General features: G+C 52.0%; 20 protein-coding genes. 10 read left to right on the plus strand and 10 right to left on the minus strand.

Annotated elements, in window-relative coordinates; genetic code table 11:
• Positions 1-358 precede the first annotated feature (358 nt).
• Both ppiC and VV869_RS18615 read right to left on the minus strand, forming a co-directional pair.
• The gene (gene ppiC / locus VV869_RS18610; protein WP_007465584.1) at positions 359-640 is read right to left on the minus strand and encodes a peptidylprolyl isomerase PpiC; all 282 of its coding nucleotides are present in this window, start codon (positions 638-640) and stop codon (positions 359-361) included.
• Between the two features lie 138 nt (positions 641-778).
• Positions 779-1,465 carry a VC0807 family protein gene (locus tag VV869_RS18615; protein WP_337736409.1) on the minus strand — a complete coding sequence of 229 codons (687 nt, stop codon included), beginning with the start codon at positions 1,463-1,465 and terminating at the stop codon, positions 779-781.
• A 168-nt stretch (positions 1,466-1,633) separates the two neighbouring features.
• Between VV869_RS18615 and VV869_RS18620 the strand changes: the two genes are divergently transcribed.
• A complete protein-coding gene (locus VV869_RS18620; protein WP_337736411.1) occupies positions 1,634-3,178 on the plus strand; it encodes a glutamate synthase-related protein in 1,545 nt (514 codons plus the stop codon).
• 109 nt (positions 3,179-3,287) lie between these two features.
• Complete coding sequence (locus tag VV869_RS18625) at positions 3,288-3,827, plus strand: hydrolase (RefSeq protein ID WP_337736412.1); 540 nt, start codon at positions 3,288-3,290, stop codon at positions 3,825-3,827.
• Positions 3,828-3,902: 75 nt separating this feature from the next.
• Here VV869_RS18625 and VV869_RS18630 read toward each other — a convergent pair whose 3' ends face one another.
• Positions 3,903-4,655 (minus strand): DmsC/YnfH family molybdoenzyme membrane anchor subunit, encoded by a 753-nt coding sequence (locus tag VV869_RS18630; RefSeq protein ID WP_337736413.1) that lies wholly within the window; start codon positions 4,653-4,655, stop codon positions 3,903-3,905.
• A 136-nt stretch (positions 4,656-4,791) separates the two neighbouring features.
• On the minus strand, positions 4,792-6,201 hold the full coding sequence (locus VV869_RS18635; protein ID WP_337736414.1) for an MDR family MFS transporter: 1,410 nt from the start codon (positions 6,199-6,201) through the stop codon (positions 4,792-4,794).
• A gap of 105 nt (positions 6,202-6,306) precedes the next feature.
• Between VV869_RS18635 and VV869_RS18640 the strand changes: the two genes are divergently transcribed.
• Together VV869_RS18640 and nagA are read left to right on the plus strand one after the other, a co-directional pair.
• Positions 6,307-7,227, plus strand: coding sequence for a LysR family transcriptional regulator (locus VV869_RS18640; protein WP_337736415.1), 921 nt, complete (start codon positions 6,307-6,309; stop codon positions 7,225-7,227).
• A gap of 180 nt (positions 7,228-7,407) precedes the next feature.
• On the plus strand, positions 7,408-8,532 hold the full coding sequence (nagA, locus tag VV869_RS18645) for an N-acetylglucosamine-6-phosphate deacetylase (protein WP_337736416.1): 1,125 nt from the start codon (positions 7,408-7,410) through the stop codon (positions 8,530-8,532).
• Positions 8,533-8,726: 194 nt separating this feature from the next.
• Here the strand turns inward: nagA and VV869_RS18650 are convergent, their stop codons facing one another.
• Positions 8,727-9,116, minus strand: a complete 390-nt coding sequence (locus VV869_RS18650; RefSeq protein WP_337736418.1) for an NADH:ubiquinone oxidoreductase — start codon at positions 9,114-9,116, stop codon at positions 8,727-8,729.
• Between the two features lie 580 nt (positions 9,117-9,696).
• Between VV869_RS18650 and VV869_RS18655 the strand changes: the two genes are divergently transcribed.
• The gene (locus VV869_RS18655) at positions 9,697-10,641 is read left to right on the plus strand and encodes a chemotaxis protein CheV (protein WP_337736419.1); all 945 of its coding nucleotides are present in this window, start codon (positions 9,697-9,699) and stop codon (positions 10,639-10,641) included.
• Positions 10,642-10,860: 219 nt separating this feature from the next.
• Here VV869_RS18655 and VV869_RS18660 read toward each other — a convergent pair whose 3' ends face one another.
• Both VV869_RS18660 and pdsO read right to left on the minus strand, forming a co-directional pair.
• Positions 10,861-11,088: a hypothetical protein gene (locus tag VV869_RS18660; protein ID WP_337736420.1), complete on the minus strand. Its 228-nt coding sequence runs from the start codon at positions 11,086-11,088 to the stop codon at positions 10,861-10,863.
• A gap of 18 nt (positions 11,089-11,106) precedes the next feature.
• Positions 11,107-11,889 carry a sortase-associated OmpA-like protein PdsO gene (gene pdsO / locus VV869_RS18665; protein WP_337736421.1) on the minus strand — a complete coding sequence of 261 codons (783 nt, stop codon included), beginning with the start codon at positions 11,887-11,889 and terminating at the stop codon, positions 11,107-11,109.
• A 246-nt stretch (positions 11,890-12,135) separates the two neighbouring features.
• On the opposite strand from pdsO, the gene pdsR reads away from it, so the two are divergent.
• Together pdsR and pdsS are read left to right on the plus strand one after the other, a co-directional pair.
• Positions 12,136-12,822 (plus strand): proteobacterial dedicated sortase system response regulator, encoded by a 687-nt coding sequence (pdsR, locus tag VV869_RS18670; RefSeq protein WP_337736422.1) that lies wholly within the window; start codon positions 12,136-12,138, stop codon positions 12,820-12,822.
• Entirely contained in the window at positions 12,810-15,050 is a 2,241-nt protein-coding gene (gene pdsS, locus VV869_RS18675) for a proteobacterial dedicated sortase system histidine kinase (protein ID WP_337736423.1), read from the plus strand. Before pdsR ends, pdsS begins: the two co-directional genes overlap by 13 nt.
• Before the next feature lie 418 nt (positions 15,051-15,468).
• Here pdsS and VV869_RS18680 read toward each other — a convergent pair whose 3' ends face one another.
• From VV869_RS18680 to VV869_RS18690, 3 genes are all read right to left on the minus strand, one after another.
• On the minus strand, positions 15,469-15,735 hold the full coding sequence (locus tag VV869_RS18680; RefSeq protein ID WP_337736424.1) for a hypothetical protein: 267 nt from the start codon (positions 15,733-15,735) through the stop codon (positions 15,469-15,471).
• Between the two features lie 146 nt (positions 15,736-15,881).
• Positions 15,882-17,000 carry a glycine cleavage system aminomethyltransferase GcvT gene (gene gcvT, locus VV869_RS18685; protein ID WP_337736425.1) on the minus strand — a complete coding sequence of 373 codons (1,119 nt, stop codon included), beginning with the start codon at positions 16,998-17,000 and terminating at the stop codon, positions 15,882-15,884.
• A 164-nt stretch (positions 17,001-17,164) separates the two neighbouring features.
• Positions 17,165-17,800: a helix-turn-helix domain-containing protein gene (locus VV869_RS18690; protein WP_337736426.1), complete on the minus strand. Its 636-nt coding sequence runs from the start codon at positions 17,798-17,800 to the stop codon at positions 17,165-17,167.
• A gap of 568 nt (positions 17,801-18,368) precedes the next feature.
• On the opposite strand from VV869_RS18690, the gene VV869_RS18695 reads away from it, so the two are divergent.
• From VV869_RS18695 to gcvP, 3 genes are all read left to right on the plus strand, one after another.
• Positions 18,369-19,664 carry a serine hydroxymethyltransferase gene (locus VV869_RS18695; protein ID WP_337736428.1) on the plus strand — a complete coding sequence of 432 codons (1,296 nt, stop codon included), beginning with the start codon at positions 18,369-18,371 and terminating at the stop codon, positions 19,662-19,664.
• A 144-nt stretch (positions 19,665-19,808) separates the two neighbouring features.
• Entirely contained in the window at positions 19,809-20,186 is a 378-nt protein-coding gene (gene gcvH / locus VV869_RS18700; RefSeq protein WP_261604222.1) for a glycine cleavage system protein GcvH, read from the plus strand.
• A 128-nt stretch (positions 20,187-20,314) separates the two neighbouring features.
• Entirely contained in the window at positions 20,315-23,185 is a 2,871-nt protein-coding gene (gcvP, locus tag VV869_RS18705; RefSeq protein ID WP_443147340.1) for an aminomethyl-transferring glycine dehydrogenase, read from the plus strand.
• Positions 23,186-23,513 lie beyond the last annotated feature (328 nt).

Genomic DNA, 23,513 nt, shown 5'->3' on the forward strand with positions numbered 1-23,513 from the left:
ATAAAGATAACTATTTCAGAAAACTCAGAGTTCGATTGATAAAATTAAAGCAACAGCAATAATATTACTATAACATACTGTTTTATCGATAAAAAATACTAATCTAATTACACAAGCAAGAAAATACACCACAGTGGGAGATTACTACGAAGATCGCGGAGAACCATTAACAAAACTATTGGAAACTAAAAGTAGTGGTGGTGAAAGCAACTTCTACACTGATTGGGGAAAAATGGAATTTGGTATGGCAGGTTAAAGCGGGAGTAGCTCTAGTCATCCCTGCCATAGGAGAAGTTCATAGTGGCGTCAATTTGTTCCTTGGTCGGCACAGATCATATGTAAGTCACCCGAATGCCAACTACGTCCGGTACAACACCTTAATGATGTGATACCCGAACTTGGTTTTGACCGGTCCGATGGGTTCCAGGACTTTGCCGGTGAAAACGGCTTTATCGAACGCCGGAACCATGGCACCTTTGCGGAACTCACCCAGATCGCCGCCCCGTTTGCCGGATGGGCAGGTGGAATATTTCTTTGCCAGCGTCTGAAATTTCGCGCCTTTTTTTAATTGCTTCAGGATATCGTCGGCTTGTTCTTTGTGTTTAACCAGAATATGAAGCGCTGCTGCTGTTGAAGCCATAATCGCAAACCTAATGTCACTTATCAAAAACGGGCAAAGTGTGCGATAAATCACGGCGACAGGCAAGCGCCTGGCAATAAAAAACCAGCCGCCAGGGCTGGTTTTCAGAATCAATTGGGTGAGTAGCCGTTCAATGTTTTACTGAGTTTTGAAAATCTGCGCGGTTTCCAACTGCGTCATCTGGCGGATCTGGCGCCACATGAAGTAGAAGATCCCCATCATCATCACCATGGACGGAATGGCAATCATCGGATAGCTCAGCAGCGTCATCTTACCCAACTCTTCATTGAAAGCCTGTGTGCCGGATGGACTGGTCACAATCGTGGTCGCCAGCACGTAGTTCATCACAGAAGAGAAGACAAACGTACCCGAGAACAGGTAGTTGGATTTAATCAGACAACGGGCGAAGTCTTTCTCTTTGCCGTGTTCGGTCAGCTTTTGCTTGATAACATCCAGGTTCAGGACCGTATCGTTGAACAGCAGTTTACTGACAACCGGGTACTTAGTGAACGTGGAGATGAATACCCCGGTACCAATCAGACCCGGGATCAGGGCTTCTTTGACAGCCAGCCATTTGGCATCCAGTTCCAGCAGCCCGATACCACCGGTCAACAAGACGCTGACAAAACCCAACAGCGAGATGAAGTTAAACTTTTTGTATTTGATCAGCTCATAGCCACCCAGGACCACAGGAAATGCCAGTGCCACCAGCAGGGCCATCAGAGAGCCCAGATGCTCTTCGCCGCTGAGTTTCATCAGCACGACAGACGGGACGATGACGTTAAAAATCAAATCGGTCAAAGGGTTTGCTTTCTTTTCAGCCATAATTCTACAAACGTTACCTAATAGTTAATGCGCGCCCATTGTTCCCCGAATTGATGCGGCTGTAAAGAGCGCGCGCCTGCAAATTCGCCCGTCCTCCCCCATACTCTATCAACAATCCCATCAAAAACGTGTCTGGATTCACGACGTTGCCGGTATGGAGAAAAAAGCATGAGCAAACCTGTCGTTGCCAATAACCAGCCTGTTAAGGTTAGTTTAGTTGAGGGCAAAGAATATTACTTCTGTCGTTGCGGCCGTTCCGCCAACCAGCCATTCTGCGACGGCTCTCACGCCGGCACTGACTTTACCCCGAAAAAGTTCAAGGCTGAAAAAAGCGGCGACGCATATCTGTGTGCCTGCAAACATACCGCGAATGCCCCCTTTTGCGACGGCACCCATCGGCGCTTCAGTCCTGAAGATGTCGGCAAAGAAGGTCCGGGCCCCTCTGCCGACGAGCAATCCATGCCGGAAGCCAAACCCACCAAAGAAGAGCCAACCGTCGCTTTTATTCACCAGCTGGCACGCGAAGGGCTTGCGGGGATGGGAAAACACGGTCCGATGACTGCGATGGGCGTGCCCCGCTACCTATTGCCCGACTGGAACGACATTCAGATCATGGTGGCTCAGATGGCGACCAAGCCCCTGCTGGATGAAGCCAAAGTCGGCACCGAGCTGGTGATTGGCCCCAAGGCCAAGCGCCCGCTGGTGTTGGATATTCCGCTGCTGGTGTCCGATATGAGCTTCGGATCCTTATCCGAAGAAGCCAAAATCGCTCTGGCGATGGGGGCTGAGCAAGCCGGCACCGGGATCTGCTCCGGCGAAGGCGGCATGCTGGCTGAAGAGCAACAGGCCAACAGCCGTTATTTCTACGAGCTGGCCAGCGCCAAGTTTGGCTATCACGAAGGCTTGTTACCCAAGGTGCAGGCCTTCCACTTTAAAGGGGGCCAGGGGGCTAAAACCGGCACCGGCGGTCACCTGCCCGCGGCAAAAAACATCGATAAAATTGCCCAAACGCGTTGTCTGGAGCCGGGAACCGAAGCCATTTCACCGGCCACCTTCATCGACTTAAAAACCACTGCTGATTTTGCCAAATTTGCTAATCACGTTCGCGACCTCACAGGCGGGATCCCAATCGGCTTTAAGCTCAGTGCCAATCATATCGAACGGGATATGGGCTTTGCATTAGAAGCCGGGGCAGATTACATCATTCTGGACGGTCGCGGCGGCGGCACCGGGGCAGCGCCGCAGATCTTCCGCGATCATATCAGCGTGCCGACGATTCCTGCCCTCGCCCGGGCACGCTATTTTCTCGATAAACAGGGCATGTCCGATCAGGTCACGCTGATCATCACCGGCGGACTCAGAACCCCGATGGATTTTGTCAAAGCACTGGCCTTGGGTGCGGACGGGGTTGCGATCGCCAACAGTGCCATGCAGTCGATCGGCTGCGTCGCGGCCAGGATCTGTAACACCAACAATTGCCCTGCTGGTATCGCCACTCAAAATGCTGATCTACGCCAGAAACTGAATCCGGAGAAAGCTGCGCACCAACTGACCAACTTTCTCACCGCCTCGACAGAGCTGATGAAAGTGATGGCTCGCGCCTGTGGTCACTGCCACCTCAATCAGTTCGACAAGGACGATCTGGCGACCTGGGATTATGAGATGGCACGTCTGGCCGGGATCGAGTTCTCGGGCTTCAAACAACGGGATTAATTGTGTGATGATAGCCGGGTCTGGCTCACAGTTAGACGATGTTCGAATAGAGAAGCTGGCAAAAGCAACTATGCTAACTGCTTGTAACGCCATATAAAAGGACACAATCATGCTGAATGCAAACGAAACCACGCTTGTCATTGTCGATGTTCAGGGCAAGCTGGCGCAAATCATGGATGAGCGGGATTCTCTGTTCCGTAACCTAGAAACGCTGGTGAAAGGTGCCAAGGTGCTCGAACTACCCATCGTATGGGTTGAGCAGTTGCCGGATAAACTCGGCCCGACCATCCCACAGATTGCCGATCACCTTCATCATCAGACGCCGATTGCCAAAAACAGCTTCAGTTGTTACAAATCACCGGAATTTGTCAGTGCGTTAGAAGCGACTGGACGCAAAAGTGTTATTGTTGTCGGGATTGAGGCGCATATCTGTGTTTATCAAACGGTCAGAGAGCTGCTCGATGCCGGATACCATGTTGAAGTGGTAGCCGATGCAGTCTCCTCACGCCAGGCCAACAACCGAGCAGTCGCCCTCAACAAGATGCAACAAGCCGGCGCCGGCCTCACCTGTACCGAGATGGTTTTGTTTGAGCTGCAGGCCATTGCTGAAGGCGAAAAATTCAAAGAGATCCTCAGCCTGATCAAATAACACGCGCTCCGAAAAAGAAAAGCCGGTGAATTTCTTCATCGGCTTTTCTGTCCGTCCTGATGGCACCCGTTTGGATTAACCGATACCGGCCCCGAAAGAAGATCCCGCCACCAACACCAGAGCGAATGTCATCACCGGCAGCGCAGGCTTGCTTTTCGTCAACGTCGGCATCAACCAAACACCGACCGAAGCCAACAGCATGCCCAAACTCAGCGCCTGGGCAACAAAAAGTCCGGCCGACTGTTCCACGTCGCCAGCCAGGGTGGCCAGTTGCGGCACCCCTACGAGAAAACAGATCACCGCGATGCCTGCACCCAGCTTCGGCAGATAACGGTCCACTTCCGCAACTTTGTGCTCAGCTTTGACCAATGCCGCATGAGCCAGAAGCGTACCGCCGCACAAAGTGGTCGCCGTAAAGTGAACCACTTCCAGCCAATGTTCGTCTCGTACCCAAACGCCGTGTCCCAAATACCCCAACCCACACAGCATCACCAACAACAGCCCAGCTTTGCGGAGCGCATCGCTGGCAAACAAAGCTTTTTCCGCAAACCAGTAGATCAATGCCATCGCAAAAAAGACAAAGATCAGCATAGCTTCCCGGGTAAAGTTGTAGCTTTCATGATGCGACTGCAACATAAAATCCGCTTCACGTAAGACGATTGCCGCGAACAACAGAAGCCAGAAGACCGGCATGGTTCTATGCAGGCGATCACTTTGGCCAAAACAGAGTCGGCCGCTGAAAATCACCAGCCCCAGCACAATAAAGGCACCAATGGTTAATTGAGCCAGCACGCTGGACAGGATCAGCGGCCAATCACCCCAAGTCATATTCATCCTCTCTATCTGCCGCCACCAGAGCAGCAAAAACTAACAATGCTCAAAAGGAGGCGTATTGTGCCTCAGCACACAATGATCTGCCAAACGGGATCAGGCCGTTATTCATCCATATTTACTGACTGGCCACTTATTTGGATTCATCAGCCGGTTGCGGCGAGGACATTTTCACCTCACGCGACAACGCCTGGCCCTTGAGGGCAACCAGGGTCGCAATCAAGGCAACCACCCCCACCCCGGCCATGCCGACATAAATCAGACTGAATGCCTGCTCCAAGCGCTGCGGATCAATCGCATCCGGACTCAGAGTGCTGCCGTCGCCGACAACCACCGGTACTTTGCTGTGAAACAACATGGCGCAAATCGCCACGCCGATCGCACCGCCCAATTCCCGGCCGTAGTTAAACATGGACGTCCCGATCCCGCGGTCCTCCGGCGGCAACACATTCTGCACCACAACACTCAATGACGGTAAAGTCAGTCCCAGTCCTGCGCCCGCCAGCGCCAATGCCACCACCGGCAACCAGCCGAGATACAAGGCCAAAAGGCCGACGGCCGCAAAGAAGAAGCCAATCACAACGAATGACTTGTAATAACCGGTTTTAGCGATTCGGCGGCCTCCCAGATAAGCACCACCCGTGATGCTGACCATAAAGGCCATCATCATCAAACCACTGTCAAAAGCAGACATCCCTTGTTGCCACTGCATCTGAAGCGGCAGATACACCAACACCGCAAACATCAACAGCTGAGAGCAACAAATCAGGATCACACAGGTGAGGTAACCCGGCAACTTCGCCAATCTGCCGGGCAAAATGGGATCGTGAACCTTTCGCTCCACCAGCACCAATGCCATGACAAACACAACGAACAGAACAATCACGCCGGTGCGATCAAAGGTCAGCTCCGGCGAAAGCATGAGGAGCAAGAGCGTCGTGAGCACCATCAACAACCCGGCACCAATCCAGTCGAAGGGGCTTTGGCGTCCCTGACTCAGGTGTTTCAAATTGGTGTTGATCAGCCATAACGCCAGACCACCCAGCGGCAGGTTGATCCAGAACACCCAGCGCCAGCTGAGCTGCTCGGCAAAAAAGCCCCCCAGCAACGGCCCGGCGATACTGGACACCGCATAAACTGCGGAGATATAGCCCTGATATTTCCCGACCTCACGCGCAGGAATGCTGTCGGCAATCACCGTAAAGGCAAGTGCAATCAAACCACCGCCGCCAATGCCCTGCAGTATCCGGGAAGCCACGAGTGAAGTCAGATCCTGAGACAAACCACAAGCAACAGAGCCCAGTACAAATAAGATAACGCTCATGTTGAGCATTTTGACCCGGCCAAAAATATCACTCAGCTTGCCATACACCGGCAAGACCGCCGTCGCCGCAAGTAAATAAGCCGTGATCACCCAGGTCAGTGCCTGCCCGGCCCCCATCTCTTCCCCGATGATCGGCAATGGCGTGGTAACAATACTTTTTTCTAGAGATCCCAGTGCAATCACTAACGCAACACTGGCAAAAATCGTCTTTGGCGACATGTATCCTCCTTCTTGTGGCGACGGCAAGCATAATGCAACTTTAAACTCTCGAAAATAGGATATAATGAACCTCAAAGTTCCATAAATGGGATATTAAGCGGAACAATGAAACTTGATGATTTAGAACTCTTCCTCGCAGTAGTGAAATCCGGCAGCTTTGCGGCTGCCGCGCGCAAAAAAAATATGCCGACCAGCACCCTCAGTCGCCGGATCCAGCAACTTGAAACCGATACCGGGCGTAAGCTGCTGCTCCGGCATGCCAAAGAGATGAGCCTGACCAAAGACGGTCAGCTCTTCGTGCAACAATTCTCCGCGCTGTTTGACGATATCGAAACCCGACTGATCAATATTGCAGAAGAAAAGGAGCAGCTGTCCGGACTGATTGTCCTGAACTCTCCGATCAATCCAATCCAGCATCAGATCGGCCAGTTGGCCCTGGAATTTGCCCGCCAGCACCCGAAAGTTCAGCTTCGCTTTCAGCTCGGAAACCAACTGGACTACTACATGCGGGGAGACATTGATATCGCACTGAGATTTGGCAAACAGCCGGCATCTGACTGGATCCAGAAATGGATCGCCCACAATCCGTCCGTACTCTGCGCCAGTCGTGAATACCTGGACACGCACCCGCCGGTGACGCATCCCAACCAACTGCATCAACATCACCTGTTAACCTCGAATCCGGCACATAAGTGGTTTTTCCGCCATCCCGACGGCGAAACCTTCCAGATGGTTCACAACGCCCGGATACAGTCTGATGAGCTGGAATCGGTCCATTACGCCGCCGCGGCGGGATTCGGTATCGCCAAGCTGCCGGAATGGTATGCCACAGAGCTCATCCACCGTCATGAACTGGAAGCAGTTTTGCCGGATTGGCAAATGGAAGGCACGGATCTGGTGATCCTTCATCCCCAACGCAAGTTGTTATCTGAGCGAGCGCTGGCCCTGATTGACTATATCAATACCCACTGGACCGGTGTCACCTCGACGTCTTTGCTAACACGAACACACCGTCATGAAACATAATTTCAACATATAATTTGATATTCAATGCAGATTTATCGCCGATGTCTTGACTCAGCCTTGCGTAGCCCGCTATCTTATTTCAAAGAGAAAAATAAGTGGTCCCAGTCCTCAGCACCGCGCTCATGGCGCAATCAAATACCCCGTGCTTGAGGTGAGTCTGACTTGATAAATGAGAAGCCTATGTTTGCCATAACCCACGTTGATGTATTTGACGGCCGCCGTACAATAAAAGATCAAGCGATTATCATCGAAGGCGATACGATCCAAACCGTCTGCCCAATGCAAGAAGCTCAGTTGCCTGAAGCAACCCTGGATGCCAGCGGCCTGACGGCCACAGCCGGTTTCATCGATATTCAACTCAATGGCTGTGGCGGTGTGCTGCTGAATACCGATATCCGACAGTCAACGCTGGATGTCATGAACCAGACAAACCTGCGCCACGGCACCACTCAGTACCTGCCGACATTTATCACCAGTGACCAAGAGCCCATGCATAAGGTGATTGATCTGATCGGTGATATTGATAACCGGGAAGCCCAGGGAATTCTTGGCCTCCACCTGGAAGGACCTTTTATTAACAAGGCTAAAAAAGGCGCGCACGATCCGATTCATATTCGTCATCTCGACGAAATGACCGCCTATTATCTGGCTGATCATGCCGATAAAATTAAGGTGATCACCTTAGCGCCTGAAAACTGCGAGCAGTCCGTCATCAATATTCTGACCGAGGGCGGCATCACAGTATCAATGGGCCACACCAATGCCCGTTATGATGAACTGCTGAATAAGCATGGGATTACCATGGCCACCCACCTGTTTAATGCCATGAGTCCTTTTGGCTCTCGTGAACCAGGCGCCGTCGGGTATATCTTTGATAAAAAGCCCTATGCCGGAATTATTGTGGACGGGGTCCACTCAGACTTTGCTTCAGTTCGGATCGCACACCAAGTGTTAGGCAATCGCCTGTTTATGGTCACCGATGCGGTAACGCCAGCCGGGACAGACATGACGGAGTATGACATGGCCGGCACCAAAGCCTATGTCACGGCCGGAAAGTGCCACTACGCAGACGGCACGATTGCCGGCGCCGCAATTACCATGATTGAAGGGGTCAAAAACCTGATCCACGAAGTCGGGGTCAGCCGGGAAGAAGCGTTGCGAATGGCCAGCCTCTACCCTGCGCGCGCGCTGAATATCGATGACGAATACGGAAAAATCGCCGCCGGGTATAAAGCCAATATCACATTACTGACTCCGGCGAATGACGTACACAGCGTCTTTCAGATGGGCGTTCAAAAAGTGTAGTCCGCGACCAGGTGGCCAAACGATACGACAAGGCTGCGCTGCTGATAGGCTTCACCGGCCCATCACGTGTAATACACAACAGCCAGTAATGAACTAAAACGACCTGTCAGTAACGACGAAAAAGCGATCCTCGGCTCGCTTTTTCATTGCAATGCTTTGTTACTTTCAACAAAGTTCGGTTGTTTTCGGTAAAATTAGTTTTGCGCGACAAGCTGACTCACGGGCGCCGCAGAAGCAGCCGTTTTCACCCGTGCCATCTGGAACTCACGCAGTCTTGAATACAGGTAAGTCACTACAATCGAGAAGAACAGGTAAGACAGTGCAAACACAATCGGCGAGTTAATCAACTTGGCTTCCATCCCCCACATAACGCCAGTGATGGTAACGCCCATTTTCGCCATCATCCCCATCAGTAGCATCAGCAAAGCCAATTGCGGGTAACGAGTCGAGCAACGGAATGCCAGCCAGTACCCCGTACCCACCGCCACCGCGGCGATACCAAAACCGGCCATAAATGAATGAAAATGTTCGCCGGAAAGTACGCCACCGACAGTAGACAATAGGAAAATCAGCACGAACTTCATGGTTTCACCCCAACCCAAATCACAAAAAACACAACTTTCGACAGGAATTTTCTTTACCGGGTTATTTTCCCATGACTTGTACATTTTTCATACTCAGCCCCACGAGGACAGTTCCTGATAATTCGCATAGTTTTCATTCGTTTACATTTTGTAACAAGCTAACCACATGATTCATCGAGCACGGCACGAATCACGTTAAAACATTGTTAATATTGTTTGGTTTTGTAAGTTATCTTTTCTATGCCGGGTTTGACCTTAATTTATTTCAACTCGAAGCAAAAATATTTCAGTCGCGCAGAGAGAAGTATCAAGGATGGTGTAGATTTGTTTATTAAATATGGAATTTAAGATTTGAGTTTTGCAGAACCAAAAACGTGAACCCGGCCACGTGAGATCGACCGATACCGAATCAGCGTAACAAGCCCGAATCATATGTGACCGAGCTCATAATAAGAAAAATGCGATCGTTATCAAGCTCTCCAATCACCATCTCCAACGGATTAAAGGGGTGACAACACAAGAATGTGGCACTTATAATCCGATGAAGTAACTAACAATTCTAAGAACAGTCGGGCAACCTATGGCCAATATTCTCGATTCCGTTGATCAGCGCACGCAGCTTGTTGGTGAGAACCGTTTAGAGCTCCTTATCTTTCAACTGAACTCTGCTCAGCTGTTTGCGATCAACGTGTTTAAAGTCAAAGAAGTTGTCAAACTTCCCAAGTTGAACAGCCTCCCCGGCTCTCACCCTAATATTACCGGTGTTGCCTGTATTCGCGGCCTCTCGATTCCAGTAATTGACTTGCGCCAGGCAATTGGTATGCGTGCGACCGAAACCGGGGGTGAGCAAAACATGATCATCACCGAATACAACCGGACCATTCAGGCATTTCTGGTCGGTCAGGTCATGAATATCGAAAATATGACCTGGAAAGATATTCAACCACCGCCAAGCCAGGTTGGCCGGAACAACTACCTCACGGCCATCACCAAGCTCCAGCGAGGAGGGATGGATCGCCTGGTCAGTATTATTGACGTTGAAAAGGTACTGGCTGAAATTGTCGATTACGATGTCCAGATTTCTGAAGATGTCCTGGATACCGAAATCGCCAATCACTTCCATGGTCAGAAAGTGCTGATCGTCGACGATTCTTCAACTGCGCGCGCTCAAATCCGCGATACCCTGTCACAGCTCGGCTTGCAGGTGATTGAAGCCAGCAACGGCCTGATTGCCCTGAACATGCTGAAAAAATGGTGCGATGAAGGCAAACACATCAATGACGAATTGCTGATGATGTTCACCGACGCCGAAATGCCGGAGATGGATGGTTATAAACTCACCCACGAAATCCGCAATGATGAGCGCATGAAAGACTTACATATCGCCCTGAACACCTCACTCAGTGGTAGTTTCAATGAGGCGATGGTGAAAAAAGTCGGCTGTGACCGCTTTATTTCTAAATTCCAGCCGGATCTGCTGGTTGAAGTGGTTCAGGAACGCCTCAGAACGGTCCTGTCAGCCTGATTCCTGACACTGTTATGCGGCTCAAGGCGCGTTTAGCCTTGAGTCGCTGATTCAGTGCCGAGCCATCGGGCCTCCCTTCTGCTTTCCCTTTTCTGTTTTTCTTTTTTCTGTTTTCTTCTTTCTCCTTGCTTTCGCACATCCCAATCCTCCGATGCCTAGCAGTAAATCAGGCTGAAATGGAGAACGGAAATTTTCAGGAACAGCGCGATCCATTGCGATTCATCCCAACACATTTGAATGCTCCTTCTGGGTAGGATCCATCTTGGTGATCGCCTCCCCCGGTGATGCGAGGGACTGCCAGGCCCGCAGGGTTTCCCCATGAAGAATATCAATCTGTTGTGCCCGTACATCGCCGGACTTCGCCACCAGTTGCAACACCAGCAACGCCAGGATACAAAGTGGAAGCACCCAACTCGGTGCTCCCTTTGCTGAGGTGTGTTTCATCATCAACCCTCTTCCATCCCCTTAGTTGGCATGTGCTGTCTGCACGGTGTCCAAAGAGCTGCGCAACGTGACACGACGATCGAAGAAGTCACCTTCAAAACTCTGCTCAGCTTTCAGCGGCTCCTGATCCCCAAAGGCTGAGGCAAACACCTGCTGCGGGCTGATTCCCCGTTGCTCCAGGTAAGTTCGCACCGCTTCAACCCGGCGCTTAGACAAATCGTAGTTTTTGATACTGTCCCCGCGGCGATCGGCGTAGCCCGACAGTTCCCAACTCACTTCCGGCGCTTGCTTCATCAACTCAGCCAATTCGTCCAGTTGCGCCATAAACAGAGGTTCAATCTCAGCCGAGCCCGTCCGGAAGTGCACATTCATTTCCAAACCCAGGTCAATCTGGCGCGTTTCCTGATCCCGCTCTGCCAGGCGTGCCTGAATCACTTCTTGTTGCAGGCGGGCCAGCTCAACCTGCGATGAATTAAACTCGGCGCTGATCCGCTCAAGCTCAGCATTGCGGGTGGTCAGGAACGCAACTTCTTCCGTCTGCTCCTGAATGTAGCTGTCCTGTCCAACCGTGGTGCCGACAATCCCGCCGACGATGGCCCCGACCACCGCACCAGCCGGACCGCCGATCAAGGCCCCCATTGCTGCGCCCGAACCCAGCCCGATCAGTTGCTCATCTTTCGCTACGCTGTAGCTGTTTTGATGCGGGCGATCGGACGACTGGACATTGTCCGCATGAGCCGAGGTGGCGACAGTGGATGTAATCAGCGTGGTCGCGATCAGTGTTGCAATAAGCTGCTTTTTCATGGTGTGTTCCTCATCGGTGATGTCGTGGCGAAGGGTATCCCTCGCTGCTGTTGATGAGTTCATTTAACCAAGCCGATCTGGCAATCCCGGGGACAAAAAAAGGCAATCTGCTGATCAATTGTGGCAAAAAAAGGGCAATCGCTGCACTGACCTTTTAACGCTTATTTTTTGATGTATAGTCAGCACATTGCCACAATCTGCCATCTGAAATTCGTTCAGTCTGGCACCGCGCAGCAAAGGTTTGTTATGAAGAAAATTGCCATTGTCGAAGATGAAACTGCAATCCGCGAAAATTACATGGATGTTCTGGAAAAACACGGTTATCACGTTCAGGGCTTCGATAATCGCCCGGACGCGCAGGCCGCGTTTGAACTCAACCTGCCGGATCTGGCGATTATCGACATCGGCCTGCAAAATGAGATAGACGGCGGCTTTACCCTGTGCCAGGCATTGCGGGCCATGTCCCCGACGTTACCAATCATTTTCCTGACCGCGCGGGACAGCGACTTTGATACCGTCTGCGGGCTGCGGATGGGCGCGGATGATTACCTGACGAAAGATATCAGCCTGCCGCATTTGATTGCCCGTATCGCCGCCCTGTTCCGGCGCAGCGATTTGCTGGCCACACCTTCCGGCCAGGAAACCCTGATGGAACGCGGCTCGCTCACCATTGATCAAAACAAAATGCAGGTCTTTTGGAACCAGCACCGCATTGAGCTGACCGTGACCGAATTCTGGATGGTGTATGCACTGGCCAAACGCCCGGGCCATGTCAAAAGCCGTCATGATTTGATGGACGAAGCTCAGGTGGTTGTCGATGACAGCACCATTACCTCCCATATCAAGCGCATCCGGAAAAAATTCCTGCAGCTTGATCCGCAGTTCGATCGGATCAACACCGTCTATGGTATGGGGTACCGATGGGGCGAGTAAGCACATGGCGTCTGAACCTGCCGAAACCAGCTTTTGGTCTGCGTACCAAAGTGATTCTGATCGCCAGTTTCCTGCTGGTTCTCCCCGGGATCGGCTATAAATTCATTCAGGAAATGGAGCAGCTGATGCGCCAGGGCCAGGAGCAAACCCTGATTGGCACCACGCGTGCAGTTGCCACGGCACTGAATGAGCGGCCAAACCTGTTCAGCGATCAGGCAAGCTTTCTGGAATCGGTCAAAATCGGCCGCGACCTGTACGCATTTGATCTGAAAAATCCGATTCAGCTCGACGGCGAGCTTAACGACTGGACCGATTATGACGATAAAATGCTCAGCTATAGTCAGGACTATGTCCAATTCAGCCGCCGCCCTTACACGGATAACAGTATTCGCTTTCGTCACCTGATCGGGAAATATGACGGTTACCTGTATGCCGTTTTTGCAGTCGCTGATCACAACCCGATCCTGCGGCGCAAAAACGCCATTCGGGTCGACCGGAATGACCATCTGATCCTCGCAATGACTTCCCCGGACGGGGAGTTTTTCCGATATGTGATTTCAGCTTACGAAGATGGCTGGGTCAATGCCTGGCAGATCCAGGATGAGATTACCGACACTGCGGCGCTGATGATGCAACCGCAAATCCAGGGCTACTGGAAAACAACCCAGGACGGCTACAATATTGAACTTCGTCTGCCGCTGTCGTTTGTCGGCAACAAGCTCGGCTTTGCGTTTTATGACATTAACAACCGGCAAAACCGGGAAATCGACACCATCATCGGCACCTCCAATACTTCAAACCAAAGCCGCCTCGGCACCGTCCTGGTCCCCTCGCCCGAAATAGAGAAAATTCTTCAGGGCATGGGGCATACCAGTACCCGGCTGTGGGTGATCGATCGCCACCAGCGCGTTCTGGCGCAAACTGGCGATATCCAGCAGTCTGACGGGGTCTGGTCCACTTCGGTGAAATATGCCAGCCAGGATAATTCCTGGTGGGCTGCGTTCGAAGAACGTTTCCTGCACCCACTCTATTATCGCTTCCTGCTGAGTAAACCCGAGCCGTTTGAAGATACCAGTCAGGATGCCAACCTGATCCGCGGGGTCCATGTTTCACAAGCCCTCACCGGCCGGGGATACTCTCACTGGCGTCCGTCAGCCGACGGGAAGGCGATGATTCTGGCAGCGGCTTACCCGATTTGGCTGGGTGAAAACGTGATGGGGGCCGTTGTGGCCGAAGAAACCACCCTCGGGATCCAAACCCTGCGGAACCGGGCGCTGGAACAATTGTTCAACGCCATCCTCGCCATTATTGCCATCGGCACCCTGACGCTGTTTTTGTTCGCCTCGAAGATCTCTTCTCGGATCCGCCGTTTGCGTGATGAAGCTGAACAAGCCATCGACAGCCAAGGCCGTATTCGCCAGCCGATCTCGCCGACCCGGGAGACCGATGAGATCGGCGATTTATCCCGCAGCTTAGCCGGGATGGTCGGGCGTCTCGGCCAATATAATCACTATCTGGAGAACCTGTCGTCCAGGCTGTCTCACGAGTTGCGTACCCCAGTCGCGGTGGTTCGTTCGTCCATTGAGAACCTGGCCCTGCAAGCCACCGATGACAGTTCACAGCGTTATATTTCTCGCGCCCAGGATGGGATCCAGCGTCTCAGTACCATTCTGTCGAGCATGACGGAAGCGACGCGGATCGAACAAAGCCTGCAAGGGGCTGAGAAAGAGCGGTTCCCGCTGAATGAATTGGTCGCCGGTTGTATGCAGGGCTACCAGTTGGCCTTTCCGAACCAGCGTTTTGACCTCCGGCTCGGTAAGGGGGATATTGAGATCATCGGCGCACCCGATTACCTGGCCCAGCTGCTGGATAAACTGATTGCCAATGCCGAAGACTTCAGTGCTGATCAGGACGCCATTGAGGTCAGCCTGACCGAAAACGCCACCATGGCGATTCTCACCATCAGTAACCAGGGGCCTTTGTTGCCTGAGGATATGGCCGATCAGTTGCTCAACTCGATGGTGTCGGTCCGTAGTCAGGAGAAACAAACCAAGCCTCATCTGGGCCTGGGGTTATTCATCGCCCGGCTGATTACTGATTATCATCAGGGGATCATCACACTCAGAAACCGCAACGATTCGAACGGTGTTGATGTGGTCATTCAACTGCCAAAAGCACCACTGACAATCACCGTAACGGCAGGGATGAACACTGATGCCTTCAGGTAAGCGGGCCATTTGCCCGCGTTTAAAAAACTGAAAGCAATTGCCCAAACGTAAAAGCACCCGTATTCAGGGTGCTTTTCTTCATTCAGACCATAGAAACCACGTTATCGCTTGTGGCAGACTTCAGCAAATATTGCTGACCAATTCCGGCCAATCAAGTCGATGCGGAACATGCCAGGGTAAATAAACCTACGGCAGCAACGATCGCAGCGATACTCATTAGTACCTCAAACAATACATTCTTCATCAGCACTCCTGCATAACACGTACAAACATCCGCCACCAGTCCCGACCATCCATATCGAGCATTATACTGATGGGGCTATCCAGAGATACTAATCGCCGAAACTAAATCACACCTGAACAAATGACAACTCGATGACAGCTCGGGATAGAGCCTGCGACTCACCGCCCACATTGTTCAATCCGCTCGTTGCGGTTGATCATCCAGACTTAGAGGCAAACGATCTGAGTCATCCAGAGGATCTGCCTGAGCCATCAACGCCTGCTCTTTTTTCTCAATCGCCTGGAACTGTGCTTCGCAGACACTTTTTGTCGTTCTGTCTTGCCCGTATGTGTCCATGCAGCGCGCCATGTATTCTTCATAAGACATCAACAAGCTTTCTGACTGCGCAGCCGCGACGATCATGAAGGCACATCCTGCCATTAAAAATGCAATCAGTTTCATGGTCTTCCCACCCTCACATCAAGGCAATTCAACATCTTTAAGTGAAGCGGATAGCAAGACAGGACAGCTGCTTATTTATGAGACAAATTCACAATAAAGAAAAAGGAGCACAAGGCTCCTTTTTCTTTGACTAATCAGTAAGATCATTAACCACGATAGTAGTTTTGCGGTACGAATGGCATTTTTTCTACTGTCATTGGTAGTTTTTTGCCACGGACTTCTGCAAAGACTTCCGTACCGATCGCCGCCAGTTCAGTTTTCACGTAGGCCATGGCCACCGGGGCGCCTTTTGTCGGGCCAAACGTACCACTGGTTACAATACCGATTTCGTTATCATCGGCATCGAACAGCTTGCTGCCTTCACGAACCGGGGCCTTCGACTGGCCGATCAGACCGACACGTTTGCGAGCAACGTCTTTGGTCTGGATCTGCTCCAGGATCAAGTCCGCACCCGGGAAACCACCGGCACGCTCACCGTCCGCACGACGCGGTTTGCTGATCCCCCACAACAGGCTCGCTTCAACCGGTGTAGTGGTGGTGTCGATATCGTGACCGTACAGGCACAGACCACATTCCAGACGCAGCGAGTCACGCGCACCCAGACCGATCCACTCAACTTCCGCTTGAGACAGCAGTTCACGCGCCAACGCTTCAGATTTGTCCGCTGGGACAGAGATTTCATAACCGTCTTCGCCGGTATAACCCGAGCGGCTGACCAGGCACTCAACACCCATCAGTTCAACCTTGGCCGCATCCATGAAAACCATGTCGCTTACGGCCGGATTCAGGCGTGCCAGTACTTCCGCCGCTTTCGGGCCCTGAAGTGCAAGCAGTGCACGATCGTCAATCAGCTCCAGTTCAACATCAGCAGGCAGGTTGGCTTTCAGGTGAGCGATATCCTGCTCTTTGCAAGCAGCGTTCACCACAACAAACAGGTGATCGCCGAAGTTAGTCACCATCAAATCGTCCAGGATACCGCCTTGCTCATTGGTAAAGAACGCATAACGCTGCTTACCCGCAGGCAGGTCGATAATATCAACCGGAACCAGTGCTTCCAGGGCTTTCGCTGCATTTTCACCATGTAAACGCAGTTGTCCCATGTGAGACACATCAAACAGCCCGGCCGCTTCACGACAGTGAATATGCTCTTTTCGAACCCCCAACGCGTATTGCACCGGCATGTCGTAGCCGGCGAAAGGAACCATTTTTGCACCCATTTCAATATGCAGCGCATGTAGAGGTGTGACCAGTAATTCTTGAGACATACGTATTACTCCGTTAACCGCGAGCAGTGCGGCTATTATCCTTATCGATTGTTGCGACTATGTTAAGCAGATTTTCTTATAGTAAACAAAGTTTCCTGGTGAACAACTTGTCCCACATCACAGATTTCACACCCAAGCCGAAAAACCTGACGCATGAACGGTATTTAAGAGGCAGTGACCCATAGAATCAGGGCGTCTTCCTCACTGACCGAGACCAGCATGTGACCCATCGTCGCATCGTAATAGACAGAGTCTCCTTCGCTCAGATTGACCGGCTCATAAAACTCTGAAAAGAAAGTAATTTCACCCGACAACACGAGTAAAAACTCCTCGCCGTCATGACGAATCCAGTCCGAATAGTCTTCGAATCGGCGTGCCCGAACCCGCGACTTAAACGGCATCATCTTCTTTCTGGTCAACTGAGTGGCCAACAGCTCATGCTCGTAAGTTGTGGTCGGATGCGGCTTCCCTTCTTCCCGACGGGTAATGTCTCTGCGGCCGGTCGCGACAATCTGCTTCGGTGGCGCAAAGAGCTGAGGAATATCAATGTTGAGCCCGACAGCCAGTTTCTGCATTGCCTGAAAGGTCGGAGAAATCTGTTCATTCTCGATTTTCGACAATGTGGAACGGGCCAAACCGGTTCTTTTACTGGCTTCTTCCAGCGTCAGTCCAAGCGACATCCTGAAATCTTTCAGCCGTTTCCCCAGTTGCAGCGGCTCAATCTTTTCTTCTTTCTCCGCTCCATGTTCCTTCGCTACTGTCATCGATGGATAGACATCCACCGGGTGTTCATCACTCATGTCACCTCTCCTTGGTACCGCATTCACTTCATTCTGGCATAGCCGATCTGAAACTCAAAAGTACAGCAGGTGAAAAAGTTTGACTCACCCAACATATTTGAAACAAAGTTTCCTAAAGGAAACACAGCTCGTATTGATGACTTTTTCAGCAAGGTGCAATGACGAATCCACAATGGGTTGTCATGTGAACAGCATCAGCTCCCGAACGGGATATCTCATCAAACCCCTTTTACGAAAAGGGCTTAACGTGATAAATCCCCCAGTTCTCATTGCAGCTCAGCAAACTTTATTCACTAAAATTTGCCGTCATCATAGATTTTTGCATGACAAGACGCAAACGTTTGCTTAAAATAGCGAGCACTAAAGTGAACAACGTTACACTATTGGAAATTTCCGTTTGATCGGCTATCTATAGAAAGGTATGTTACGCAGTTGTTAGGGTCAGTCGAGATTCGTTTGTTTCTTCTGATTGAAGCACTTAGCTGCCTGCATTATCCAAAATAACGAATCAGCCAACGGCGCTGGAACAATGGAACACCCGATAGGGCGCACTTGAGGATAACGTGAAATGAAAGCTTCATACCAAAACCACGATTTAGAGATGTTCTTTTCCACCAACCTTGCTCAGGTAGACGGAGCCGTCAACGCCGGCATCAATGCCGAACTGGCTCGCCAAAACCAGCAAATTGAACTGATCGCCTCTGAAAACATCGTCTCCAAAGCGGTGATGCAGGCACAAGGCAGTTGCCTGACGAACAAGTATGCCGAAGGCTATGCCGGCCGTCGCTACTACGGTGGCTGCGAGCATGTGGATGAAGTCGAGCGCATCGCGATTGCCCGCGCCAAACAACTTTTCCAATGTGAATACGTCAACGTTCAGCCGCACTCCGGTGCCCAGGCCAACGGTGCGGTGATGCTGGCCCTGCTTCAGCCGGGCGATACCATTCTGGGGATGTCGCTGGATGCCGGTGGCCACCTGACACATGGTGCCCGCCCTGCCCTGTCCGGCAAGTGGTTCAATGCCGTTCAGTACGGCGTTCGTGAAGGTAGCTGCGAGATTGACTACGAGCAGGTGCGCCAGCTGGCGATTGAGAGCCAGCCGAAGTTGATTATTGCCGGTGGCTCTGCCATTCCGCGCCAAATCGATTTCGCGAAATTCCGCGCCATCGCCGATGAAGTCGGTGCCTATCTGATGGTCGATATGGCCCACATTGCCGGCTTGATTGCCGCCGGGGAGCACCCAAGCCCGCTGCCACACGCACATGTCGTCACCACGACAACACACAAGACCCTGCGTGGTCCACGCGGTGGCATGATCCTGACCAACCACGAAGACATTAATAAAAAGATCAACTCAGCGGTTTTCCCGGGTCTGCAAGGCGGTCCGCTCATGCACGTGATTGCAGGGAAAGCCGTGGCGCTGGGCGAAGCCCTGGAGCCGGAATTTAAACTCTATATTAAAAATGTGATTAATAACGCGAAAGTTTTAGCCGAAGTGCTGCAAGCTCGCGGTTGCGATATTGTCACCGGCGGGACCGATACGCACCTGATGCTGGTTGACCTGCGTCCGAAGGGCCTGAAAGGCAACCAAGTCGAGGAAGCGCTGGAGCGCGCCGGCATTACCTGTAACAAGAATGGCATCCCGTTTGACCCTGAAAAACCAATGGTGACTTCAGGGATCCGTCTGGGCACTCCAGCCGGGACCAGCCGCGGTTTCGGTGCTGAAGAATTTAAACAAATTGGTGAATGGATTGGCGATGTCCTGGACGGACTGGCTGCCAATCCAGAAGACAACAGTGACGTTGAACAACGTGTGAAACAGCAGGTACAGAAACTGTGCAGCCGTTTCCCATTGTACGATTGATCGATACAAAACAATCGACAACAACAATCGGCAAAACCTGAGACCCCAAGTCTTTGGTTTCTGAAATGGAAATCCTGGTCCGGCCAAACACCGGGCCAGAAAATTGACAAAAATACTGCGGAAGCATTGCGCAAGGAGTTAGAAATGGAAAATTTGAAGTTCGCTGAAAGCCACGAGTGGGTACGTGATAACGGTGACGGCACAGTCACAATTGGTATCTCAGATCACGCGCAAAGCCTGCTGGGCGACGTGGTATTTGTCGACCTGCCGGAAGTGGGCGACACCACAGAAGCTGGTGAGTCTTTCTCTCTGGTTGAATCTGTAAAAGCGGCCTCAGACATTTATGCGCCTGTAACTGGTGAAATTCTGGAAATCAACGAAGAGCTGGAAGAAAGCCCAGAGCTGATCAACGAAGAACCGTATGAAGGTGGCTGGATTGCTAAAATCAAAGTTGCAGATGTTGAAGAGCTAGCCAAGCTTATCGACAGCGAGAAATATCTGGCGTCTATCGACGAAGACTAATGAAACATCGGCTTTTAAGACAGACCCCTTAAAAGCCGTTTTTCAATCCATTCTCGATGACTTCCCGCTAGCGTGCAATTGCTCAGGCACGGTTAGCAGCAACAGTTCAGGAAAGAACCATGACCGACATGACTCTTCTAAATGCATTAAGCGATGATAAAGAATTCGCAGCTCGCCATAATGGCCCGAATTCAGTACAACAAAAAACTATGCTGGAAACCATTGGTGTTGCCAGCGTCGATCAGCTTATTGAAGAAACGGTACCGGCAGCAATTCGCCTGCCAGAGCCGATGAAGCTGGATCAGCCGCTCAGCGAAGCAGATCTGCTGACTTCTCTGAAAGCAATTGCAAGCAAAAACGTAATTAACCGTAGTTATATCGGTCAGGGTTACTACAACACCTTCACACCTAACGTCATTCTGCGCAATGTCCTGGAAAATCCGGGCTGGTATACAGCTTACACCCCGTATCAGCCGGAAATCTCTCAGGGCCGCCTGGAATCGCTGCTGAACTACCAGCAGATGATCATGGATCTGACCGGCATGGAGCTGGCGAACGCCTCCCTGCTGGACGAAGCAACGGCGGCTGCCGAAGCCATGACGTTATGTCAGCGTGCCGGTAAGAGCAAGAGCGCAGCTTTCTTCGTCTCGAACGACCTGCACCCGCAAACAATCGACGTGGTTCGTACTCGTGCCGGCTACATCGGCATTGAGATCATCAGCGGCTCAATCGACGAGCTGGACAACCACGATGTCTTCGGTGCCCTGCTGCAATATCCGGGCACAACCGGTCAGGTGACCGATCTGACGGAAGTGATTGAGAAAGCGCACGCGAAAAAAGCACTGGTTGCTGTTGCCTCTGACCTGCTGGCCCTGACTCTGCTGAAAGCGCCGGGTGAAATGGGTGCAGACGTCGTGATCGGCTCTGCCCAACGCTTCGGCGTACCGATGGGCTTCGGTGGTCCACACGCTGGCTTTATGGCAACCAAAGACAAACACAAGCGAACCATGCCGGGCCGTGTGATTGGTGTTTCTAAAGACAGCAATGGCAACCAGGCACTGCGCATGGCCATGCAAACCCGTGAGCAGCACATCCGTCGTGAAAAAGCGACGTCAAACATCTGTACCGCTCAGGCGCTGCTGGCGAACATGGCTGCGTTTTACGCGCTGTACCATGGTCCGGAAGGTCTGCGCAAGATCGGCCGCCGCGTTCACCACCTGACCGCAATTCTGGCAGCAGGCCTGCGTAACTCCGGGATCGAGCTGGCCAACGACAGCTTCTTCGATACCCTGACGCTAAACACCGGCAAGAAAACGAACGAACTCTACAAAAAGGCACTGGATGCCGGCATCAACCTGCGCAAATTCGACACCCAACTGGGCATCAGCCTGGATGAAACCACCAAGGTTGAAGATGTCGAAACCCTGCTGGGCCTGTTCAGCGACAACGCGCTGAAAGCATCCATGTTCACAGCGGATATCGCTGCTGACGAGTTTGCTGCGATCCCAGAAAGCTGCCGCCGCACCAGCGAGTACCTGACCCACCCTGTTTTCAACTCGTATCACAGCGAAAGCCAGATGATGCGTTACATGAAAAAGCTGGAAAACAAAGACTACTCACTGACTCACGGCATGATCCCGCTGGGCAGCTGTACCATGAAACTGAACGCTGCTGCCGAGATGATCCCTATCACCTGGCCGGAATTCGGTGCCCTGCACCCGTTCGTCCCGGCGGATCAGGCACAAGGTTATACAGAACTGACCGACAAGCTGTCTGAAATGCTGTGTTCTATCACCGGCTATGATGCCTTCTCGCTGCAGCCGAACTCTGGCGCACAGGGCGAATATGCGGGTCTGATTGCGATTCAGCGCTACCATGAAGCCAACGGCGATAGCCACCGTAACGTCTGTCTGATCCCAAGCTCAGCCCACGGGACCAACCCGGCTTCTGCGGCGATGGTGTCGATGAAAGTCGTGGTGGTTGGCTGTGATGAGCAAGGCAACATCGATGTTGAAGATCTGAAAGCGAAGATCGAAAAACACCGTGACAACCTGTCTTGCATCATGATCACCTACCCTTCAACGCACGGCGTGTACGAAGAAACTGTTCAGGAAGTGTGTGAGCTGGTTCATGAAGCCGGCGGCCAGGTGTACCTGGACGGCGCAAACATGAACGCACAGGTTGGCCTGACCAACCCTGGCTTTATCGGCTCAGATGTTTCGCACCTGAACCTGCACAAGACCTTCTGTATCCCACACGGTGGTGGCGGTCCGGGCATGGGTCCTATCGGTGTGAAATCTCACTTGGCGCCATTCCTGCCGGGCCATGTCGAGAAGACAGAAACTGACAGCAAGCAATACGCTGTTTCTGCGGCAAACTTCGGCTCTGCATCGATTCTGCCGATCTCTTACGCCTACATCGCGATGATGGGTGAAAGCGGTCTGACTGAAGCGACCAAACTGGCGATTCTGAATGCCAACTACATCATGGAGCGTCTGCGCCCGCACTACCCGGTTCTGTACCGTGGTACTCATGGCCGCGTTGCCCACGAATGTATTATCGACATTCGCCCGATCAAAGAAGCGTCCGGCATCAGCGAAGAAGATGTGGCGAAGCGTCTGATGGACTACGGCTTCCACGCACCGACGATGTCATTCCCGGTTGCTGGCACTCTGATGATCGAGCCAACCGAGTCTGAAGATCTGGCCGAGCTGGACCGCTTCTGTGACGCGATGATTGCGATTCGCCATGAAATCGCCCGTGTTCAGGATGGCGAGTGGGATCTTCAGGACAACCCGCTGGTGAATGCTCCACACACCCAGGTTGACCTGATGGCAGAAGCATGGAACCGTAGCTACAGCCGTGAACTGGGTTGCTTCCCGTCTGCACACACCAAAGCGGCGAAATACTGGCCGACCGTCAACCGCGTTGACAACGTCTTCGGTGATCGCAACCTGGTGTGCTCATGCCCAGGCATCGAGAACTACATGGAAGACTAATCGGGTATCCCCGCTCCGTGAGCGGGGGAACTTGAAATAAAAAAGGCGAACCGAGTGGTTCGCCTTTTTGTCTGTGCGTCGTTTATAGTCTAGTGTAAACCTCCCCGGCCCGGCGCTCGCGCCAAGCCCAAAAAACGCGACGGAAGGTCATCAATTTGATGGTTCTATTAAGCTTTTTTCGATGATTCTGTACGACTATAGACTTGCCCCGCTATTACTGCACCAAGTAAAAATACACCATATAGTACATAAAACGTGGAATCGCTATGAACGACGCCTTGGTAAAAAGAAAGCTCTATTTCTCCAGAATTAACTTTCAGCCAATCAA

The sequence above is a fragment of the Photobacterium sp. MCCC 1A19761 genome, from assembly GCF_037389125.1.
Classification (GTDB): Bacteria; Pseudomonadota; Gammaproteobacteria; order Enterobacterales; family Vibrionaceae; genus Photobacterium.

Bases quoted from the DNA above. Each gene is read 5' to 3' on its own strand.
- ppiC (WP_007465584.1), bottom strand. From the start codon at position 640: ATGGCTTCAACAGCAGCAGCGCTTCATATTCTGGTTAAACACAAAGAA.
- VV869_RS18615 (WP_337736409.1), bottom strand. From the start codon at position 1,465: ATGGCTGAAAAGAAAGCAAACCCTTTGACCGATTTGATTTTTAACGTC.
- VV869_RS18620 (WP_337736411.1), top strand. From the start codon at position 1,634: ATGAGCAAACCTGTCGTTGCCAATAACCAGCCTGTTAAGGTTAGTTTA.
- VV869_RS18625 (WP_337736412.1), top strand. From the start codon at position 3,288: ATGCTGAATGCAAACGAAACCACGCTTGTCATTGTCGATGTTCAGGGC.
- VV869_RS18630 (WP_337736413.1), bottom strand. From the start codon at position 4,655: ATGACTTGGGGTGATTGGCCGCTGATCCTGTCCAGCGTGCTGGCTCAA.
- VV869_RS18635 (WP_337736414.1), bottom strand. From the start codon at position 6,201: ATGTCGCCAAAGACGATTTTTGCCAGTGTTGCGTTAGTGATTGCACTG.
- VV869_RS18640 (WP_337736415.1), top strand. From the start codon at position 6,307: ATGAAACTTGATGATTTAGAACTCTTCCTCGCAGTAGTGAAATCCGGC.
- nagA (WP_337736416.1), top strand. From the start codon at position 7,408: ATGTTTGCCATAACCCACGTTGATGTATTTGACGGCCGCCGTACAATA.
- VV869_RS18650 (WP_337736418.1), bottom strand. From the start codon at position 9,116: ATGAAGTTCGTGCTGATTTTCCTATTGTCTACTGTCGGTGGCGTACTT.
- VV869_RS18655 (WP_337736419.1), top strand. From the start codon at position 9,697: ATGGCCAATATTCTCGATTCCGTTGATCAGCGCACGCAGCTTGTTGGT.
- VV869_RS18660 (WP_337736420.1), bottom strand. From the start codon at position 11,088: ATGATGAAACACACCTCAGCAAAGGGAGCACCGAGTTGGGTGCTTCCA.
- pdsO (WP_337736421.1), bottom strand. From the start codon at position 11,889: ATGAAAAAGCAGCTTATTGCAACACTGATCGCGACCACGCTGATTACA.
- pdsR (WP_337736422.1), top strand. From the start codon at position 12,136: ATGAAGAAAATTGCCATTGTCGAAGATGAAACTGCAATCCGCGAAAAT.
- pdsS (WP_337736423.1), top strand. From the start codon at position 12,810: ATGGGGCGAGTAAGCACATGGCGTCTGAACCTGCCGAAACCAGCTTTT.
- VV869_RS18680 (WP_337736424.1), bottom strand. From the start codon at position 15,735: ATGAAACTGATTGCATTTTTAATGGCAGGATGTGCCTTCATGATCGTC.
- gcvT (WP_337736425.1), bottom strand. From the start codon at position 17,000: ATGTCTCAAGAATTACTGGTCACACCTCTACATGCGCTGCATATTGAA.
- VV869_RS18690 (WP_337736426.1), bottom strand. From the start codon at position 17,800: ATGAGTGATGAACACCCGGTGGATGTCTATCCATCGATGACAGTAGCG.
- VV869_RS18695 (WP_337736428.1), top strand. From the start codon at position 18,369: ATGAAAGCTTCATACCAAAACCACGATTTAGAGATGTTCTTTTCCACC.
- gcvH (WP_261604222.1), top strand. From the start codon at position 19,809: ATGGAAAATTTGAAGTTCGCTGAAAGCCACGAGTGGGTACGTGATAAC.
- gcvP (WP_443147340.1), top strand. From the start codon at position 20,315: ATGACTCTTCTAAATGCATTAAGCGATGATAAAGAATTCGCAGCTCGC.